The sequence below is a fragment of the Pseudomonas sp. Q11 genome, from assembly GCF_024494355.1.
GTDB lineage: Bacteria > Pseudomonadota > Gammaproteobacteria > Pseudomonadales > Pseudomonadaceae > Aquipseudomonas > Aquipseudomonas hefeiensis.
This window is the reverse complement of sequence record NZ_JAKNQY010000001.1, coordinates 149,378-169,438: the sequence shown is the minus strand read 5'-3', so window position 1 is coordinate 169,438 and position 20,061 is coordinate 149,378. Positions and strand designations below refer to the sequence as shown.

General features: G+C 61.3%; 15 protein-coding genes. 10 read left to right on the top strand and 5 right to left on the bottom strand.

What is annotated here, in order from left to right:
* Nucleotides 1–13 precede the first annotated feature (13 nt).
* The gene (gene tssC / locus MA884_RS00705) at nt 14–1,495 is read right to left on the bottom strand and encodes a type VI secretion system contractile sheath large subunit (protein WP_256228466.1); all 1,482 of its coding nucleotides are present in this window, start codon (nt 1,493–1,495) and stop codon (nt 14–16) included.
* 30 nt (nt 1,496–1,525) lie between these two features.
* Nucleotides 1,526–2,083 (bottom strand): type VI secretion system contractile sheath small subunit, encoded by a 558-nt coding sequence (gene tssB / locus MA884_RS00700; protein WP_256228465.1) that lies wholly within the window; start codon nt 2,081–2,083, stop codon nt 1,526–1,528.
* A gap of 224 nt (nt 2,084–2,307) precedes the next feature.
* On the opposite strand from tssB, the gene MA884_RS00695 reads away from it, so the two are divergent.
* The 5 genes from MA884_RS00695 to tssA are packed head-to-tail and all read left to right on the top strand — an operon-like array spanning nt 2,308 to nt 9,826.
* Nucleotides 2,308–2,769: a type VI secretion protein gene (locus tag MA884_RS00695; protein WP_256228464.1), complete on the top strand. Its 462-nt coding sequence runs from the start codon at nt 2,308–2,310 to the stop codon at nt 2,767–2,769.
* 52 nt (nt 2,770–2,821) lie between these two features.
* On the top strand, nt 2,822–4,153 hold the full coding sequence (gene tssK, locus MA884_RS00690; protein ID WP_256228463.1) for a type VI secretion system baseplate subunit TssK: 1,332 nt from the start codon (nt 2,822–2,824) through the stop codon (nt 4,151–4,153).
* A gap of 17 nt (nt 4,154–4,170) precedes the next feature.
* On the top strand, nt 4,171–4,932 hold the full coding sequence (locus MA884_RS00685) for a DotU family type IV/VI secretion system protein (protein WP_256228462.1): 762 nt from the start codon (nt 4,171–4,173) through the stop codon (nt 4,930–4,932).
* Complete coding sequence (locus tag MA884_RS00680) at nt 4,929–8,750, top strand: type VI secretion protein IcmF/TssM N-terminal domain-containing protein (RefSeq protein ID WP_256228461.1); 3,822 nt, start codon at nt 4,929–4,931, stop codon at nt 8,748–8,750. The genes MA884_RS00685 and MA884_RS00680 overlap by 4 nt, the downstream gene beginning before the upstream one ends.
* Nucleotides 8,747–9,826 (top strand): type VI secretion system protein TssA, encoded by a 1,080-nt coding sequence (gene tssA / locus MA884_RS00675; protein ID WP_256228460.1) that lies wholly within the window; start codon nt 8,747–8,749, stop codon nt 9,824–9,826. The genes MA884_RS00680 and tssA overlap by 4 nt, the downstream gene beginning before the upstream one ends.
* Here tssA and MA884_RS00670 read toward each other — a convergent pair.
* Entirely contained in the window at nt 9,823–10,776 is a 954-nt protein-coding gene (locus MA884_RS00670) for a 2-hydroxyacid dehydrogenase (RefSeq protein WP_256228459.1), read from the bottom strand. The two genes, tssA and MA884_RS00670, sit on opposite strands and share 4 nt — an antisense overlap.
* Before the next feature lie 379 nt (nt 10,777–11,155).
* Between MA884_RS00670 and MA884_RS00665 the strand changes: the two genes are divergently transcribed.
* The gene (locus tag MA884_RS00665) at nt 11,156–12,436 is read left to right on the top strand and encodes a serine/threonine transporter (RefSeq protein ID WP_256228458.1); all 1,281 of its coding nucleotides are present in this window, start codon (nt 11,156–11,158) and stop codon (nt 12,434–12,436) included.
* A 256-nt stretch (nt 12,437–12,692) separates the two neighbouring features.
* Here the strand turns inward: MA884_RS00665 and acnB are convergent, their stop codons facing one another.
* Complete coding sequence (gene acnB / locus MA884_RS00660) at nt 12,693–15,293, bottom strand: bifunctional aconitate hydratase 2/2-methylisocitrate dehydratase (protein WP_256228754.1); 2,601 nt, start codon at nt 15,291–15,293, stop codon at nt 12,693–12,695.
* Between the two features lie 408 nt (nt 15,294–15,701).
* Between acnB and MA884_RS00655 the strand changes: the two genes are divergently transcribed.
* Entirely contained in the window at nt 15,702–16,172 is a 471-nt protein-coding gene (locus tag MA884_RS00655) for a DUF1289 domain-containing protein (RefSeq protein WP_047225747.1), read from the top strand.
* A 110-nt stretch (nt 16,173–16,282) separates the two neighbouring features.
* Here MA884_RS00655 and MA884_RS00650 read toward each other — a convergent pair whose 3' ends face one another.
* On the bottom strand, nt 16,283–17,146 hold the full coding sequence (locus MA884_RS00650; protein WP_256228457.1) for a universal stress protein: 864 nt from the start codon (nt 17,144–17,146) through the stop codon (nt 16,283–16,285).
* A 159-nt stretch (nt 17,147–17,305) separates the two neighbouring features.
* Between MA884_RS00650 and MA884_RS00645 the strand changes: the two genes are divergently transcribed.
* The 3 genes from MA884_RS00645 to MA884_RS00635 all read left to right on the top strand — a co-directional run bounded on the left by MA884_RS00645 (nt 17,306) and on the right by MA884_RS00635 (nt 20,049).
* Nucleotides 17,306–17,914 (top strand): tRNA-(ms[2]io[6]A)-hydroxylase, encoded by a 609-nt coding sequence (locus MA884_RS00645; RefSeq protein ID WP_256228456.1) that lies wholly within the window; start codon nt 17,306–17,308, stop codon nt 17,912–17,914.
* Nucleotides 17,915–18,054: 140 nt separating this feature from the next.
* Nucleotides 18,055–18,762: a winged helix-turn-helix domain-containing protein gene (locus MA884_RS00640; RefSeq protein WP_256228454.1), complete on the top strand. Its 708-nt coding sequence runs from the start codon at nt 18,055–18,057 to the stop codon at nt 18,760–18,762.
* A complete protein-coding gene (locus MA884_RS00635; protein ID WP_256228453.1) occupies nt 18,763–20,049 on the top strand; it encodes an ATP-binding protein in 1,287 nt (428 codons plus the stop codon). It begins immediately after the preceding gene.
* The last annotated feature ends 12 nt before the right edge of the window (nt 20,050–20,061 follow it).

Genomic DNA, 20,061 nt, shown 5'->3' with positions numbered 1-20,061 from the left:
AGCCACATAGCAGTCAGGCAGCTACCGGCGGCGGCAGGGTCGCCACCAGGCGGATCGAGGCGGTCAGTTCCTCAAGCTGAAAGTGTGGGCGCAGGAACACCGTGGCCTTGTAGGCCCCTGGCTTGCCCGCCACTTCCGTGACGTCCACCCGCGCTTCGCGCAACGGGTACTGCGCCTTGATCTCTTGGGGCGCGTTGTCGTTGATCAGCACGTAATCGGCGATCCAGTTATTGAGGTAGGTCTGCACGTTGTCGCGGGTCATGAAGCTGCCGACTTTGTCGCGCATGATGACCTTCAGGTAATGGGCGAAACGCGAGGCCGCGAGCACGTACGGCAACATCGCCGAGATTCGCGCGTTGGCGTTGGCCTCGTTGGTGTTGTAGACCTTGGCCTTATTGGTGGTCTGGCCGCCGAAGAACACTGCCACGTCACTGTTTTTCTTGTGGCACAGGGAAATGAAGCCCAGGTCGTTGAGTTCTTTTTCGCGACGGTCGGTGATCGCCACCTCGGTCGGGCATTTGAGCGACAGGTCCCCGGAGCTGGTGCGGAAGGTATGGGCCGGCAGGCCTTCTACCGCGCCACCGCCTTCGGCCCCGCGAATTGCCGCGCACCAGCCATATTTGGCGAAGGCTTCGGTGATGCGTTGTGACAGTGTCCAGGCGGCGTTGCCCCACAGGTATTTGCTGTGGTCGGTGCCGTTGACGTCCTCGACGTAGTTGATGCCCTCCACCGGCAGCGTGTCCGGGCCGTAGGGCAGGCGCAGCAAAAAGTGCGGTAATACCAGGGAGACGTAGCGCGAGTCTTCGCTTTCGCGGAACGAGCGCCACTTGATCAGCTCCTGGCTCTCGAAGATCTTCGACAGGTCACGGGGCACGGCCAGTTCGGTGAAGCTGGTCATGTCGAACAACCGCGGGCTGGCGGCGGCAATGAATGGCGCGTGCGCGGCGGCGGCGACGTTCGACAGTTTTTCCAGCAGGCCGATGTCCTGGGGATGGCGACCAAACGTGTAGTCGCCCACCAACAGGCTGAACGGGTGCCCGCCGAAGGTGCCGTATTCTTCTTCATAGATTTTCTTGAACAGCGCGCTCTGGTCGAACTCGACGGCTTTTTCCAGATCGTTCTGCAGTTCTTTCTGGGTCACGTTGAGCAGGCGCAATTTAAGCCGCGTGCTGGTTTCGGTGTTCTGCACCAGCAGGTGCAGGCCGCGCCAGGAGGCTTCGAGTTTTTGCAGCTCGGGGTGGTGCAACACTTCGTTGAGCTGGGCGCTGATCAACTGATCGATCTGGCTGATGCGGTCGTTGATCATGGCCACGGTGTCCTTGTCGATGGCCATGCCTTCGTCGAGGACCTGGGTAGCGAATTCGGCCAGCATGTCGCGGGCGTAGTCCTGCTGGCTGTCGTCGTGGGCCATGCGGCCTTCGGCGATGATCTTGTCCAACAGGGACAGGGTCTGGGTCGTGCTCTCGCTGGTTTGAGCGCTGGATGAAGCAGGCATGGCTTTATCTCCCTTGAGTGACGAGCGCGATCAGGCCTGTGGTTCGGCCGGGGCTGGGTCATCGTTGGCGGCTTCAGTCGACAGGTCTTGCGCATCCTGAGGGCGGGCTGACTTGATCTCTTGCAGGCCTTCGGTGTTGGCGATCACGTCGCGCAGCAGCTTGTCCAGGTCGTCGTTGCCATCAAGCTTGGTCAACAGGTCCCGCAGACGCTGGCGGGCTTCGAACAGCCGGCGCAGGGGCGTGACCTGCTCCACGACCTTGACCGGGTCGAAGTCGTCGATGTGGCGGAAGTTGAGTTCGATGTTGAGCTTGCTGTCGTCACCGCTAAGCGTGTTGTTCACCTGAAGGGTGGCGCGAGGCGAGATGGAGGCGAGGACTTCGTTGAAGTTGTCGCGATCGATTTCCGTGAAGCGCCGCTCGTTGAGCTTGGGCAGCGGGTCCAGTGGTTTGCCCGAGAGGTCGGCCAGAATGCCGACCACCAGTGGCAATTCTTTCTTTTCGATGGCATTGCCGATTTCCACGTCATAGGTGATCTGGACGCGGGGGGGGCGGACTCTGTCGAGCTTGTGCTGGGTACTTTCTGCCATGGCGGCCGACTCCGATGCATGTAGGGGAGCAATGCATCGGGGGGCCCGCTCATCGCATTCCCTTGCTGATCAGCAGGTTGTAAATGGAGGGCAGTAGACCTGTCATTCCCTTGACGAACCTGGTGCATTCGACTGTGTGGGTCGAACTACCCAAGACGCTAGAACAGGTCTATAAAAAAGCAAGCAAAAACAATTTTTGACCGCTGAGAAAAGGAAGATTCATTTTGCGTGTTCTTTTTTCCGGATTATTTTTGGGCGTCGCGCTTACCGGTTGTTCTTTGTTTGCCCCCAGTGTCGACCTCGACAGCCTGACCCTGGACGTCGCGCCGCGTGCCAACGACAACACGCCGATTGCTGTGGATTTCATCGCCGTGAACGACCCGGACCTGCTCAAGCAGCTGTCGGGTATTACCGCCCGCCAGTGGTTCGCCGAGCGCGAACAATTCCAGCGCGACTATCGTCAACTCATGTCGGTATGGGGGCTGGAGCTGGTGCCTGGGCAATTCATCGACCGCCAACCCTTCCCGCTGGAGGGCCGGCGCGCCGCTGGACTTTTGGTCTTCGCCAGCTATAACACTCCCGGAGCCCATCGGCTTCGGCTGGACGATCAGCGCAAGGCCTGGCTGAAGTTCGAAAGTCGTGAGATGACCCTCGTGAATGATGGCCAGCTTGCCAGTCAGCCTTGAGTGACCGCGAGCCGCCTTCGGGCGGTGACATTGGGATGTCGAAGGGAGTCGTATGAGTCTGTTACCTGACGCGGTGTGCTGGCATGAGGGCATGCAGTTGCTGCCCCAGCATTTCCAATTGCAAGGGCTGCGCGCCGAGGCCCTGGCCGCGCACTTTGCTGGCGCCTGCAACCCATGGTTCTGGGGTGTCAGCCAGTTGGAAGTCGACCCTTCAGCCCTCAGTGCCGGACAGGTCCGGCTGTTGCAACTGCAGGGCACCTTGCCGGACGGGTTACCGGTCAATTTGCAGGCCGGTGTCGGGCCGACCCTCGAGCTGGACGTCACCGAGGCGGTGAACAAGACCGACGACGCGACGGTGACCGTGTACCTGGCCATCAGTCCGCTCTGGCGCGCCGGGCAATTGCTGCCACTTAAGGGACGCCTGCAATCGGTAGTGGGTGACGCCTTGCCGGATCTCACCAGCGGTGAATTCCCCGAGTCCATTACGGTGTGGCGGCCGAACCCTCGGCTGTGCACACAACTGAGCAAGGCCGACTCGATCTGCCTGCCACTGTTGCGCATCCGCAAGGAGGGCGGTGGCTTCCTGCGGGTGCCCTACACGCCGCCGACGCCGGTCCTGTTGCCAGAATCGATCCTCGGCCGGCGAGTGGCCGGGTTGTGTGCCAGGGCACGGGAGAAATGCCTGTTCCTGGCCGGGCGACTGCGTCAGGCCGAGGCGGCCGGCAACCAGGACGATGCAATGGAAATTCGCCGCCAATTGACTGCGTTGTGGACGCGATTGCCGGAGGTCGAAGGCGCCCTGAACACCCGGGTGGCGACACCCCAGGCGTTGCATGGTCTGCTGTTGGGCCTGGCCGGTAGCTGGTCGGCGCTCGATCTGCTGGCGGGCGTCCCGGCCTTCGCGCCGCTGGATTTTCTTGAACTGCAGCGCGGCTATGAACCGCTGCTGGACTGGCTGGAAAACACCCTGGAGCGGGTCCGTGCCGGCTATCGCAGCCTGGCCTTCGAACGCAATGACCCGGTGTTCTCGATCCAGTTGCCCGACGACCAGCCGAGTCAGCGTCTGGTGATCGGTCTGCGCATGCCCAACGGCGTCAGTGAGCAGGCCGCGGCCGAATGGCTGCGCGGGGCAATCATCGCGTCCGCGCCGCACATCCCGCTGTTGAGTCGCCAACGCATGAGCGGTCTGCCCCATCAGGCCATGAGCCGCAACGAACAGGTGGCCTACAGCGTGGGTGACGACACCCGGTTGTTCGTGGTGGCCGCCGGTGGGCAATGGTTTGATGGGCAATTGCCGTTGCACATCGTAGCGCCGGCCTCGCACCAGGCCAGCAGTCCATGGCAGGTGGTGTTGTTTGTGGCGCAGACCGGTGAAAGTGCCTGATCGTAAAGGGGAGTCGTATGCCTGACGGAAGTGGCGGGGCGGTTCGGAGTCTGCATGAGGCACCGCTGAGCAGTGCGTTTCGTCAGGCCTGGCTGAAGTGGTCCCAGGAGTGGCAGGACTTGCCCAAGGACAGCGATCCTGCGGTATTGGTCAGCCGGGTGGTGGAGCTTTCCGGTCGTAGTGCCCAGCGGTTGTGGCGGGTGGCCTTCGCCACCGTAGGCGATGCGGCGACCGAGCAGGTCAAGGCACTGGTCTACGCTTTCGTGGCGCTGGTGGACGAGACCTTGCTGTTCACCCCGTGGCCGGGACAACTGGCCTGGCAGCAACATCCCCTCGAATCGCGCATGTACTCCAGCCGCCAGGCCGGCGAACGGTTGCCGGCTGCCATCAAGAAACTGCTGGATGAGCAGATGCCCGGCACCCGGGACCTGGCCAACGTATATCTGCATTGTCTGATTCTCGGTTTTCGGGGCCGATTGCGTGGCGAGCCCGGTCAGGTCCAGCACGAAAAATGGCGGGTGGCGCTGTTCACGTTCGCCTGGCAGCACGAGCCGGATTATGTCGATGTCAGCCAGCGCCTGGCGATGTCTGCGGCGGCGACACCGATACGTGTTCCGGCCCAGCAGTCGTTACCGAACGGCTTGCGCCTGGGACTGGTGATCCTGGCGATGGTGTTGTTGCTGACCGGGTTGGGGCAGGTGTTCTGGCGTGACATCCAGTCGGAGCTCGAATCGGTGCTGCAACTGAACGAGTCGGTGGTTCAGGAGCAGGACTCATGAGCCTCTTGAGCATCGTCGCCCTGGTGTTGCTCGCCCTTGTCGCGGTGCTGCTGATTGCGGCCGCGATCTGGTGGCTGCGCACCCAGGGCGGCGCGGCCATCCGCAGCTTCTATGGCGCGGTGCGCCACATGGAGCAGGAACAGGGCACTCGGGACCGCTACCAGATGCCCTGGTTGTTGATGCTGGGCAACGAGGCCGACGGTGCGCAGTTGTGCGCCCAGTGGCGTTTGCAGCCGACAGACAAGGCGGCGTGGTTCGGGCGCTGGTGGTCGGATGCCGAAGGCGCGGTGCTGGTGGTGCCCCAGGCACTGTTTTTGCCCGATGAGGGCATGAACATGCAACGGGGCAACTGGTGGCGCCTGTTGGGGTTGATTGTGCGCCTGCGCAGCAGACGGCCGTTGGATGCGGTGATCTGGACCGTCCCGTTCGGCAAGCTCGATGACATCGAACAGACGACCGAGCTGAGTCTCAAGGTTCGGCGCTGTTTCATCGACCTTTTGCAACGGTTCGGTCTGAGTTTGCCGGTGTATGTGGTGATCACCGGGATGGAGGAGCTGCCAGGGTTTCAGGAACTGGTGAGTGCGTTGCCCGCCCAGGCCCGGGAAGCGACGCTGGGCTGGTCGTCGCCATACGCGCCCGATGCAGCATGGCAATCACAATGGAGCGATCAGGCGCTGGACCAGGTCAACGCTGCGTTGTCCCAGTCGATCATCGAAATCGGCGCGCTGTCGGGGCAACTGAGCAGTGATTTGTATGGGTTGCCGGAGCGTTTCGAGGGGATGCGGCGGGCCTTGCAGCTGCTGCTGGAACCGGTTTTCCAGGGCAACGCTCAGGGCGAGGCGCCGCACTTTCGCGGCGTGTATTTCACCGCCAGCCAGGCGCCGGCCGTCACCGGCGATGGCTTATCCGCCAGTGACAACGTTGTGCGCCAAACGGTGTTCGCCCGGCAACTGTGGTCGCGCCGGCTGGTAGCCGAGCGGGGCCTGGCCCAGCCGGTGCCACGCCTGCTGCGCTTGCGCCAGCGCTGGCATCGGCTGGCCGGTGGGGTGGCGCTGGTGGTCGGCGTGGTCTGGCTGGGGAGCATGGTCTGGGTCTGGCACGATTCTGTCGGGCAAGCCGAGGGGCTGTCGCGGTTGGTCCTCAGCGCGCACAAAAACCATGTCGTGGTCGACCCCGACAAGCCGCAACTGGAACCGACCCGTCACAACGTGCAGAACTACTGGACCGTGCTGGAAAAAGCCCCGCGCTGGCGTTTCGTCTCGGTGGTGTTTCCGACTTCCTGGTTCTCTTCCGTGGACGCACAGCTGGACAACGGGTTGCGCATGACCGCCCGCCATCATTGGATATTGCCGCTGCGTGACCTGCTGGCCTCGGACCTCGAACAGCTCAAGGGCATCCGCAATACCGAGCGGCGCGGCAACGTGGAAAGCGAAGACCCGGCGCAATGGCAAAGTTACGTAAAGGCCAAGGACCTGGTTGAGCGCGCGGTGCGCCTGGAACAGCACAACCAAATGTTCAGCCAGGCGGTGAACAACCCCAAGGCGCCACTGGACGAGCTGGTGCAACTGAGCAACAACGCCCTGTCGCTGAACCTCAATACCGGGACCTTGAGTCGGGCACGTTTCTACAATCGGGTGCTGTTCGATGCCCAGAATACCGATTTGAAAGGCCTGGACCTGAATGCCGCGCGCCCGGTGATTGCCGATAACTTCATGGGCCTGATGCAGCGCTGGCTGGATCATTACTTTCTGGCGGACAACTTCGTGCGCCAGGCCGGTTACCTGAAGCTGCATCTGCAACAGCTTGAGGCGGGCGGTGGCAATTCCTTGAGTGAACTCGAAGAGCTGATGGCTTTGATCGACGACCTGCAGCGGCTCGTCAACCTGACCAACTCGGCGTGGGGCCGAGGCAAGGGGCAGGACCTGGTGCCCGGTTACACCCAGTTGATGGACAAGGTGGGCCACAGCACGCTGCTGGGGCCGGATCTTGAGCAGGACCTGGAGAGTCAGGCGGCAAAATTGCAGCAGAGCTTTCGCGACCAGTGGATCGTCCAGACCGGTTCCCGGGACAATCTGTTGGTCCAACAAGGCAGCGGTTTGCTGGTGCTGCAGGAGCATGTCACGGCACTGGACAGTGCGGTGCAAGCGCTGTTCAAGCGTGATTTCGTGGCGTTGGCCATGCAGAAGGCGCCGTCGGACAGTAACGCCGACTCGATGGGTCGGGGTGACAGCGACGATTTCAGCGTTGCCCTGAACTACTTCGCCAGCTACCAGAGCTACGCCAATGAAGAATTGCCGCGCATCCCGCCGGATTACCGTGGGGCGCTGATGGAGGCCGCTGAAAGCGCGGCGGCGCGGGCCATGTGGCTGAGTCTGGATGAAAGCGAGCAACCGCTACCGGGCATGAGTTTCAATGTGCAGACCTCCCAGGCCGTTGCCCTGCAAAAAGCCTTCATGGACGTGAAACGCAGCGATCTGGCGATTCGTTTTCAGCGCCTGCTCAATCGCCGCGCGTTGGCGCAGATCAAGAGTGGCCTGAACGAAATCGACGCCCAGCCACTGTTTACTCAACGCACCGATATCCAGCGCTGGGACGGTTCGAAGAACTTCGGTTTGCAGTTGTACGGCGCCACTGATCCTCAGGACTTGAAGCTGAGCCTGAACCAGCAGTTCGGCGCCATGCTACAGATCGCCGAGCACCGCATGCCCGCGCTGGAATGGCTGATTGTCCAACAGGACAACCTATCGGCCCTGGAGCACGATCAGGTAGCCCGGTTCATGGCACTTAATGACGAACTGCTCAAATACAAAAACCAGAATCCGGCCAGTGCGGCTGCCCAACTGGAGCAACTGGTAAGCCGCGACTTCATCGAAATGGACACCACCTCCTGCGGGCAGATTCTGCAAACCTCCAGCCTGCCCGGCGGACGGGGCGACCTGGCCCTGCGCACCGTCACGCTGCAACAGAGCGCCTTGCAACGTTGCCTGTACCTGCAACAGAACCAGGCGGCGACCGCCTGGAACGATCTGGCCAATTACTTCAATCAATACCTGGCCGGGCGCTTTCCGTTTTCCCAGGATGTGCGGGCCAGCGATGCCGACCCGGCGCGGGTCCAACGCCTTCTGGAACTGATCGAGACGCGACTGCCCCAGGCGCAGGCCGGGCTGGCGTTGAGCCAGACGTCGCAACGGACGGCGGCCGAGGATTTTCTCAACCGTTTGAAACAGGCCGGAGCCTGGCTCGGGCCGCTGTTCGTGCGCGACAAGAGCGGCCTGCTCGGTGTGGAAATGGACGTGCGCTGGCGAACCGACCGCGAGCAGGAACGCGGTGCTGACCAGGTGATCGCCTGGGGGCTGAACGCCGGCAACCAACAGGTCAGTTACCCTGGTGAAACCGGGCAGAACCTGCGCTGGACGGTCGGGCAACCCGTGAGTTTGACCTTGCGCTGGGCCCGCAACGGTTACCAGCGTCCGGCCAACGACCCGTTACAACCCGATCTAGTGGTACGCGACCTGGAAGCCGGCTGGGAGTACCAGGGGCCGTGGTCGTTGTTGCGCCTGATGCGTTCATTGGTCTCGAGCCAGCGCCAGCCGAATGCCGACTACACTGACTTCCCGCTGACTCTGCAACTGCCCGTGACGGCTCAGACCCAGGCGACCACGGCGCAGCAGACCCTGATGTTCCTGCGTTTGTCGCTGATGAGCCAGGGCTCGAAGCTGCCGCTGTCGATCCCGCCGCTGCCAACCCAGGCACCCCGTTCACCTTTCATGGCGACCTCATCGAGCCCCGCCATCGCAACCCGCGAGGAGGGTTTGTGAGTTTGCCGATATCCCCGTTGCCCGAATTGATTACCCGGTTGCTTGAGCCGATCAGCGCTGAATCGCCGTGCGGCCAGGATCTGCGCTATGAGCCGGAGTTCGACCAGTTACGCGAGTTGCGCCGTGAGGACGACACCAGCCTGCCCACCGGTGTGTGGCAATCCTCGATCAAGCGCGCCCAATGGCCGGAACTGGAAAAACTCGCCACTGCGCTGCTGCTTGAGCGCAGCAAGGATTTGATGATCAGTGCCTGGCTGGGGGAGGCCTGGTTACACCTGACGGGGCTGGAAGGGTTGCCGGGTAGCCTGGCGTTGGTGGCGGGGTTGTGTGAGCGCTACCCCGAGCAGTTGTACCCCCAGGCTGATGACGGTGATCAGTCGTGGCGGGTGATTCCGCTGGAGTGGCTGGCCCGTCGTTACAGCGAAGTGTTACTGACGCGGGTGCCATTGTTCGATGGCCGGGATCAGGACTTCGACGGTTTTTGCCTGGCCGACTGGCAACGTCTGCAACGCCAGCAGGTGCTGGTCAACGATACTAAAAACGCCAAGGCCTCGGCGGAAGCGGCGCGCAACGATCAGAAAAAACTCAGCGAACTGATTCGCACCACCCCATTGTCGTTCTGGCTGCATCGCCAGGGCAGCCTGATGCTGAGCCTTCAGCACCTGCAACGCCTCGAAGCCTGGAGTGATGCCTACCTGGGCAATCTGGCCCCAGGCTATACCGCCTTGCAGGACATAATGCAGGCCTTGCTGACATTGATAGAGGAGTTCATTGCGATGAACCCACAGCAACCCACCGTCGTGCCGGCACCCGCGGTGGCGCCGCAGACCGCCCCGGCGCAGGCGAGCGCCGCTGCGACCCTGGCTTTTCAGGAACCGGCCAGCCGCGAAGAAGCCTATCGCCAGTTACTGGTCATCGCCGGCTACCTGGCCCGCACCGAGCCCCACAGCCCGGTGCCTTATCTGATCCGGCGTGGCGTGGAGTGGGGCAACAAGCCTTTGAGCGAGCTGCTGGGCGAACTGATCAGTGCCGATGCCGAATCCAGGCGCCTGTGGACGCTGCTGGGGGTTCTCTAACGCTGCTCGTGGGGCAACCGCACCGGCGTCAGCACCGGTTTGCCGGAAAAGAACGCGGTCAGGTTCTGGCCCACCAGCTCTACCATCGCGCGGGTCGCTTCCGGCGACAGGCCAGCCACGTGGGGCGTAAGGACGACGTTGGGCAGGTTTTTCAGCGCCTGCGGCACCTCGGGCTCGTCATCGAACACATCCAGGGCCGCGCCGGCAATCCGCCGATGCTCCAGGGCGCTGATCAGATCGGCGGTGGCAACTACGCTGGCCCTGGCGACGTTCACCAGAAATCCTTTTGGCCCGAGGGCATCGAGGGTCTGCTTGTTGATCAACTGGCGGGTATCCAGTCCGCCTGGTGTGGCGAGGATCAGGAAGTCCGAGACCCGTGCCAGTTCCGTAGGGGTGGCGCAGAAGGTGTAGGGCACGTCATTGCGTACCCGGCGATTGTGGTAGCTGACGCTCATGTCAAAGCCCAGGGCGGCCCGTTTGGCGATCGCCATGCCCACCGCGCCAAGGCCCAGCACGCCCAGCCGCTTGCCGGCCAGGGAAGGGCGAGCGGCCCTCGGCCATTCGCCCCGTCGCAGGGCGGCATCGCAATGGGGGATATCGCGCACCAACGCCAGCAACAGCGCCATGGCATGGTCGGCAACCGACGACGCGTTGACCCCGGCGCCATTGGTCACGACGATGCCGCGCTGATGGGCGGCCTGCAGGTCCACCTGCTCGTAGCCGGCGCCGATCACGCAGATGATTTTCAGGTTGGGCAGGGCGGCCATTTCCTCGGCCGTCAAACCCAGGGGACCGCGGGTCAGTACCGCGCTGAACCGTTCTCCATGTTCGTAAATCGCCGTCTTGCGCTCGGCAGGCGTTGGCGCCAACTCCAAGTGATAGCCCTGCTGCTCAAGAATCGGCAGGTATTCGTTGACGGTTTCAACCAGTACAAGAACGGTTGCGGTCATGCTGTGCTCCTGTGGGCGCTTTGGTGATGTTCAGGTATTCAACCTGATTGTAGAGCTCAAGACAGAGACCTTCGGTAATTTATATTTATTTCGGGTTGAGCGTCCTCGTGGGAGCGGGCTTGCTCGCGAATGCGGCGGGTCATTGAGCTAACGTGGTGCTGACTCACCGCCTTCGCGAGCAAGCCCGCTCCCACAGGTCATGCGTCAGCAGCTTCTATTGGAATGATCTGGTCCGTATTACCGCTCCTCAGCTAAGTCTTTGCTTCTGCTCGTTAATCCCGGACAATCGCGCCCCTGTTTCGGCCAGGGCGCTGCCTGTCGGGGTTTTCCGACTCGTCCCGGCCGGGTGCATGTGACCGGAATGCGGAGATCCGACCGGATGAATGATCAGGCCACTAGCGTCGAAGAACGCTTTGAAACGACAGCCCCAACTATGCTCAGCCAGTGGGGCCGCCATGACACCACCTGGATGCTGGGTCTGTTTGGCACCGCCATCGGTGCAGGTACTTTGTTTTTGCCCATCAACGCCGGCCTTGGCGGTTTCTGGCCGCTGTTGATCCTGGCGTTGCTGGCGTTTCCCATGACGTTTTACGCCCATCGGGGCCTGACCCGTTTCGTCTTATCCGGTCGTGACGGCGCGGACATCACTGAAGTGGTGGAAGAGCATTTCGGCATCAAGGCCGGTGCGCTGATCACGTTGCTGTACTTCTTTGCGATTTTCCCGATCCTGCTGATCTACAGCGTGGCGCTGACCAATACGGTGGGCAGCTTCCTGGAGCATCAACTGCATATCCAGCCGCCACCCCGGGTGATGCTGTCGCTGGTGTTGATCCTGGGGTTGCTGGCAGTGGTGCGATGCGGAGAGCAGGCGATCGTCAAGGCCATGAGCCTGATGGTCTATCCGTTTATCGTAGCGTTGCTGTTCCTGGCGGTGTTTCTGATCCCACACTGGAACGGTGGCATCCTGAGTACGGCGTCCACGCTGCCTGAGCCAGCAGCGCTGCTGCATACTTTGTGGCTGGCGATACCGGTGATGGTGTTCTCGTTCAACCACTCGCCGATCATCTCGGCGTTTGCGGTGGATCAGAAACGTCGCCATGGCGACAACGCCGAGGTGCGCAGTTCGCAGATCCTGTCGCGCGCCCATGTGCTGATGGTGGTGATGGTGCTGTTCTTTGTGTTCAGTTGTGTTTTGACGCTTTCCTCGTCGCAACTGGCCGAGGCCAAGGCGCAGAATCTGTCGATCCTGTCGTACCTGGCCAACCACTTCAGCAATCCGACCATCGCTTTTGCCGCGCCGTTGATTGCGTTCGTGGCGATCTCCAAATCCTTCCTGGGGCACTACATTGGCGCCAGCGAAGGCCTCAAGGGGCTGATCGTCAAGAGCGGGCGCCGTCCGGCGCCCAAGACCCTTGACCGCCTGACTGCGGCGTTCATGCTGGTGGTGTGCTGGATCGTCGCCACCCTTAACCCGAGCATCCTGGGCATGATTGAAACCCTGGGTGGCCCGGTGATCGCAGCGATCCTGTTCCTGATGCCGATGTACGCCATCCAAAAGGTCCCGGCCATGGCCCGCTACCGTGGCCAGGCGTCCAATGTGTTCGTGACGCTGGTAGGGGGCGTGGCAATTACCGCGCTGGTCTATTCCCTGACATCCTGACCGGATTCCCGGTGGGAGCAGGCTTGCTCGCGAAAGCGGTGGGTCAGCTTGCATTGATGTTGGACGTGCTGCCGTCTTCGCGAGCAAGCCCGCTCCCACAGTTTTCGAGCGTTCACAGAAACAGCGTCAGACACAGATCCCCTGTGGGAGCGAGCCTGCTCGCGATGGCGTCGGTTCAGTTTGCCTCGAAATCACAGGCATAAAAAAACGCCGCCCCTCGCAAGAAGGGCGGCGTTTTTAGTCGAGCGTTAAAGCCTTAGGCTTGAACGACCGGGATGTTGGCATTGGCAGCCGCTTCACGGAACTCGGCGATCTGGTCGAAGCTCAGGTAGCGGTACACGTCCGCTGCCATGCTGTCGATCTTGCCGGCGTATTCCATGTACTCCTCGACGGTCGGCAGGCGACCCAGGATGGACGCCACGGATGCCAGTTCGGCCGAAGCCAGGTAGACATTCGCGCCGTCGCCCAGACGGTTCGGGAAGTTACGGGTCGAAGTCGACACCACGGTGGAGTTCGGTTCCACGCGTGCCTGGTTACCCATGCACAGCGAGCAGCCTGGCATTTCCATCCGAGCACCGGCCTTGCCGTAGATGCCGTAGTAGCCTTCTTCGGTGAGCTGGTGAGCGTCCATCTTGGTCGGCGGCGAGAGCCACAGACGGGTTGGCAGCTGGCCCTTGACCTGTTCCAGCAACTTACCAGCAGCGCGGAAGTGGCCGATGTTGGTCATGCACGAACCGATGAACACTTCATCGATTTTCTGCCCAGCGACGCTGGAGAGCAGGCGGGCATCGTCCGGGTCGTTCGGCGCGCAGAGCACAGGCTCCTTGACGTCGGCCAGGTCGATCTCGATGACTTCGGCGTACTCGGCGTCCTTGTCGGCTTCCAGCAGTTCCGGGTTGGCCAGCCAGGCTTCCATCGCCTGGGCACGACGCTCCAGGGTACGGGCATCGCCGTAGCCTTCGCCGATCATCCAGCGCAGCAGGGTGATGTTCGATTGCAGGTATTCAGCAATCGATTCCTTGGACAGCTTGATGGTGCAGCCGGCAGCGGAACGTTCGGCCGAGGCGTCGGATAGTTCGAACGCTTGCTCGACGGTCAGGGTTTCCAGGCCTTCGATTTCCAGGATGCGGCCGGAGAAGGCGTTCTTCTTGCCTTTCTTCTCGACGGTCAACAGGCCTTTCTGGATCGCGTAGTAAGGGATGGCATGTACCAGGTCACGCAGGGTGACGCCTGGTTGCAGCTTGCCCTTGAAGCGAACCAGGATCGATTCCGGCATGTCCAGCGGCATGACGCCAGTGGCGGCGGCGAACGCCACCAGGCCGGAACCGGCCGGGAACGAGATACCGATCGGGAAACGGGTGTGGGAGTCGCCACCGGTACCGACGGTGTCCGGCAGCAGCATGCGGTTCAGCCAGCTGTGGATGATGCCGTCGCCCGGACGCAGGGACACGCCGCCACGGGTCATGATGAAGTCAGGCAGGGTGTGGTGGGTGGTCACGTCGATCGGCTTTGGATAGGCCGCGGTGTGGCAGAAGGACTGCATCACCAGATCGGTCGAGAAGCCCAGGCACGCCAGGTCTTTCAATTCATCACGGGTCATCGGGCCAGTGGTGTCCTGGGAGCCGACGGTGGTCATCTTCGGCTCGCAGTAGGTGCCCGGACGAACGCCGGTCACGCCGCAGGCCTTGCCGACCATTTTCTGCGCCAGGGTGAAACCCTTGGTGCTTTCGGCCGGGGCTTCCGGCTTCTTGAACAGGTCCGAAGCGGGCAGGCCCAGCTCGGTACGTGCCTTCTCGGTCAGGCCGCGGCCGATGATCAGCGGGATACGGCCGCCGGCACGCACTTCGTCCAACAGGACCGGGGTCTTCATTTCGAAGGTGGTCAGGACTTCATCGGTGCCGTGCTTGCAGACTTTGCCCGCATGCGGGTACAGGTCGATCACGTCGCCCATGTGCATGTTGGACACATCGAATTCGATCGGCAGGGCGCCGGCGTCTTCCATGGTGTTGTAGAAAATCGGGGCGATCTTGCTGCCGAAGCAGAAACCACCGGCGCGCTTGTTCGGCACGTAAGGCACGTCGTCACCGAAGAACCACAGCACCGAGTTGGTGGCCGATTTACGCGACGAACCGGTACCGACCACGTCACCGACGTAGGCGATCGGGAAACCCTGGCCGCGCATCTCTTCGATCTGCTTCATCGGGCCGGTCTTGCCTTGTTCATCCGGCACGATACCGTCACGGGCCATTTTCAGCATGGTCAGGGCGTGCAGTGGGATGTCCGGGCGGGACCAGGCGTCAGGAGCCGGGGAGAGGTCGTCGGTGTTGGTTTCGCCGGTAACCTTGAACACCCGCAGGCTGATCTTGTCGGCCAGCACCGGGCGGTTCTTGAACCACTCGCCGTCGGCCCAGGATTGCAGCACGCCCTTGGCGTGAACGTTGCCATTGCGGGCTTTCTCAGCCACGTCGTGGAAGGCGTCGAACATCAGCAGGGTGTGCTTGAGTTCTTTGGCGGCGACGGGTGCCAGTTCGGCATCGTCCAGCAGGTCCACCAGGGTGACGATGTTGTAGCCGCCCTGCATGGTGCCGAGCAGTTCAACGGCGCGCTTCTTGTCCAGCAGAGGGGATTGGGCTTCGCCTTTGGCCAGGGCGGACAGGAAACCGGCCTTCACGTAGGCGGCTTCGTCGACTCCAGGCGGAACGCGATTGGTGATCAGGTCAACGAGGAAAGCTTCTTCGCCAGCCGGAGGATTCTTCAGCAGCTCGATCAGGCCTGCGGTTTGTTCGGCGTTAAGCGGCTGGGGAACGATACCCAGTGCTGCACGCTCTTCGATATGTTTGCGGTAGGCTTCAAGCACAGTTATTACCCTCATCAGTGGTCCCAAATGGGTGTCCGGGACGCTCATCCAGAAACCCACGGTACTCATGCGCGTCGGAGGCTTTTTGAGCCACCACGCCAGAGTTTCCGGGAGTTCCTCACAGAAGCTGCTTTCAAAGTTTTACGCCTGCAGAACGGGGAGCTGATGAGGGTTGGCGTTGGGCTTTCCCCGCTGGAAAGACCCTCGGCCAACACCGCTCTGAAGGAACGACTGTGCTCGTGACGCTTTGAAAACAGCTTCTAACGGACATTGGCGCCTTAAAAGGCTGGCTGATTCTACGGCAAAAAAAAAATAAACGTAAGTTAGGCCCTGAAGTTTGAGGGGTGATCAATCTTAGACAAAGGGCTAACATGCCGGCCTGTCCTGCTTTTGCGTGTGTTTTTCCTTATGCCCAACCAGCTCATCAAGACCCCCTGCGTCGGCCTTTGCTCCACTGTCTATGGTGACCTGGTGTGCCGTGGCTGCAAGCGGTTCCACCATGAAGTGATTCATTGGAACGGCTATAACGAGGACGAGAAACGCGCGGTGTGGATGCGGCTTGAGCAGTTGCTGGTCCAGGTGATGGTGGCCAAGCTGGAGGTTTTTGATCCTGCGCTGCTGCGCCAGCAACTGGAAACACGCAAGATCCGTTTCGTGCCGCACCAGTCGGAATACTGTTGGGCCTATCAGTTGATCGCCCGTGGCGCGCGGGTGATCAACAACCTGGAAGCCTACGGCATGGTGCTGATGCCCGAATTTCGCGACTGGGACCTGCCGGACCTGCGCGACGCCATTGATCGGGAATTCTTCCTGCTGTCCGAAGCCCATTACCAGCGCTACATCGCGCCGGGCTTCCTGAAGGATGCGATCGGCGGTTGAGATTTAGAAGTATCGCGAGCAGGCTCGCTCCCACAGGGGACTTGTGAGCACCCTGAGTTCTATGTGGGAGCGAGCCTGCTCGCGATGACTACCCTGACAGCTCTGGACTTTCAGTCCTTGACCGCCAACTCCACCAACTGATCCTCAACCTCCTGCGGTTTGAGCACCAGCACGTCGCTTTCAAGCGTATCGAGCACCGCTTCGGCGGTGTTGCCGATCAGAACCCCAGACAGCCCGGAACGCGCCACGGTGCCGATCACGGTCACTGCCGCCTGCAGCTTGCGCGCCATGTATGGAATCAGGACGTCCGCTGGACCTTCTTCGATGTGCAGGTGTTGGTCGTCGATGTCGAACTCAGCCTGGAACGCCCGGCATTGTTCGCGGTATTTGGCCTCGATGGTTTCCTTGAGCTGGAACGTCGGATCGGCGGACGAAAGCATCGGCGTGGGATGGGCGGTGATCACATGCAGGTGCGCTTTGGCCAGGCTGGCGATGTCGTAGCCGTGATCGATGATGGTGGCGTGCAGGTGGCGGTGCTCGCCGTCGGCATTGCCCACGTCGACGGCGGCCAGGATCACTTTGTCTTTCCAGGATCCGGCGGTTTTCACCAGCAGCACCGGCGTCGGGCAATGGCGCAGCAGTTTCCAGTCCGCGGGCGTCAGCAGGGCTTTTTTCAGCGGGCTGTCGGGGAAGTGCTGCTTGATCACCAGGCCGCAACCTTCGGCCTGCTGTACGTCAATAATGGTTTCGTACAGGCTTTCGTTCCAGGCCTGTTCGGTGGTGACGCTGTAGCCGTCCGCCAGCAGCGCGGCCTTCAGCACGCTGAGCATGCCGGCATGGTCATGCTTTTTGTCGCACACCAGCAGGTGCAAGTGAGCCTGGGTCACACCGGCGATCAGTTTGGCGCGCTTGAGCGCCAGGCTTTCCGAATGTTCGGGGTCGATGACCACCAGAATGCTGCGAATGGCTTGCATGATCGACGTCTCCAGCAATAAAAAGGCATGGCGTTGCTCAACTATAGTTGTTGTATGGCAGTCGTCGACTTGATGCATATCAACGGCGGTGGCTGGTGGTCTGGAGGCAGGCCGGTATAATCGGCGCCCTTCGCTCGACTCTCTTTTTCCGTGAGCCCCATGATCCTTCCCGAAATTCATGAATTCCTTGGTTGCCGCACTCCTGATGCCTGGGTCCAGGCGGCGCTGGCCGATCAGGAAACGCTACTGATCGACCACAAGAACTGCGAATTCAAGGCGGCCAGCACCGCCCTGAGCCTGATCGCCAAGTACCACTCCCACGTAGACCTGATCAATCTGATGTCACGTCTGGCCCGGGAAGAACTGGTGCATCACGAACAGGTCATGCGCCTGATGAAGAAACGCAAGGTCGGCTTGCGCCAGCTTTCTGCCGGGCGTTACGCCTCGGGGCTGCGCAAAGTGGTCCGCAGCCACGAACCGGTCAAACTGGTGGACACTTTGGTGGTCGGCGCTTTCATCGAGGCCCGCAGTTGCGAGCGCTTCGAGGCCCTGGTGCCGCACCTGGACGAAGAACTGGGCAAATTCTATTTCGGCTTGCTCAAAAGCGAGGCCCGGCATTTTCAGGGCTACCTGAAACTGGCCTACCAGTATGGCGACACCAAGGACGTCGCTCAGGTGATCGACAAGGTTCGTGATGCCGAACGTGAACTGATCGAATCAGCGGACGTGGAGTTTCGTTTTCACAGCGGTGTGCCGATGTCGGCCTGAATTGTTAAAAACTCTTAAAAACATGAAACTTCTTTGAAAACCGGCCCTTGAGGCCGGTTTTTGCTGTCGGCATTACCCGTCCCGTGGTCGGTTGGCGCCATAATGCGGCCACTTCAATCATGGTCTGGCAGGCGGTTGTTATGGATAACCTGGGTTCGGGCAAAGTGTTGCTGGTGGAGGATGACGAAAGGCTCGCCGGATTGATCGCGCACTTTCTCTGCCAACACGGCTTCGAGGTGCGTATCGAGCATCGGGGCGACCAGGCGCTGGCGGCGTTTCTGGCATTCGAACCCAAAGTGGTGGTACTCGACCTGATGCTGCCGGGACAGAGTGGGTTGCAGGTGTGCCGCGAGATCCGCAACGTTGCCGCTACCCCGATCGTGATCCTGACGGCCAAGGAAGATGACGTGGACCATATCCTCGGTCTGGAGTCCGGTGCCGACGACTATGTGATCAAACCCATCAAGCCTGCGGTACTCCTGGCTCGCCTGCGGGCGCTGCAGCGTCGCCAACTGCCGGATATCACCGTGCGCGGCGCCCTTGAGTTCGGGCGATTGTCGATCGACCGCAGCAGCCGGGAGGTGCGACTGGCCGGTGACCTGGTTGAACTGACGACTATGGAGTTCGAGCTGCTGTGGCTGCTGGCAAGCGCGGCAGGCAAGATCCTGTCCCGCGATGACATTCTCAACCGCATGCGTGGCATTGCCTTCGATGGTCTCAATCGTGGCGTCGATGTCTATGTCAGCAAGCTGCGGGCCAAGCTCAACGACAATCCCCGGGAGCCGATGCGGATCAAAACCGTCTGGGGCAAGGGTTACCTGTTCAATCCGTTTGGGTGGGAACTCTAGATGCTGCGGTTATTCCTGGAACTGTTCCTGGTCATGACGATTGGCTTGGTGCTGGCACTGCAAACGGTTGATCGCACCTTCGATGCGCTTCTCGACGGTGAGATGCGGCGTTACAACCAAGAGGCAGTGCGTGGTCAGGCCTGGTCGCTGGTCGAGCAACTGCGTGGCCTGGACAGTTCGGCCCGGGAGCGACAATTGGAAGGCGTGCGGCCTCATTACGGCTTGGGCCTGGTCTTGGTCGAGCGCGATCAACTGTCCCTGAGCGCCCAGGAGAACGCCGAGTTGGCCCAGGGGCTTTTGGTGATGCGTGACCAGTACACGCAGTTCATTTCGCGCATTGATGACGGTTCGCAGCTATTGAGTATCCAGCTGCCGGCTGAACCGAGCCTGATGCCGTTCTATATCGCCGTGGCCTACCTGATGATCGCGATCATGATTGGTTTCGTGCTGTTTTTTTGGGTGCGACCCCATTGGCGAGACCTGGAAAAACTGCGCCTGGCGGCCGAGCGCTTTGGCGGCAACGATCTGTCGGTGCGTATTCAGTTGTCCAAGCGGTCGAACATTCGTGACCTGGCCGACCATTTCAATTTGATGGTAGCGCGCATCGAGGGCCTGATCGCCAATCAACGCGAGCTCACCAACGCGGTATCCCATGAGCTGCGCACGCCTATTGCACGCTTATCGTTTGAACTGGATCAACTCAAGCAACAGTCCGATCCGAGCCAGAACCGCGAGTTGATTGCCGACATGTACGCCGATCTCGGCGAGCTGGAGGAGATGGTTTCCGAGTTGCTGACTTACGCCAGCCTTGAACAGGGCGCCACGGTGATTGTCCGGGAGGATATTCAGGCTCGCGATTGGCTCGACAGCGTGGTGGGCAGTGTGGCGCTGGAGGCGGAGGCGGCCGGGGTGCAGCTGTTGATTGCCGAGTGTCCGGTCGAGGTGGTCCGTATCGAGCCACGCTTCATGGCTCGTGCGGTGATCAATTTGCTGCGCAATGCCATTCGCTATGCCGATGAGCGGGTGCACGTGTCATTGACACGCGCGGGTGATCATTATGAGGTGCGGGTCAATGACGACGGGCCGGGTGTGCCACTGGACGGCCGGGAGAAAATCTTCGAGCCGTTCTCGCGCCTGGATGCCAGTCGCGACCGTCGCACCGGCGGTTTTGGCCTGGGCCTGGCACTGGTGCGACGGGTGTCGCAATCTCACCGCGGGCACGTGGAAGTGACGGACTCGCCCTGGGGCGGAGCGTCGTTTCGCATGTCCTGGGCGCACCTCGACTAGATCGGGCGCGTT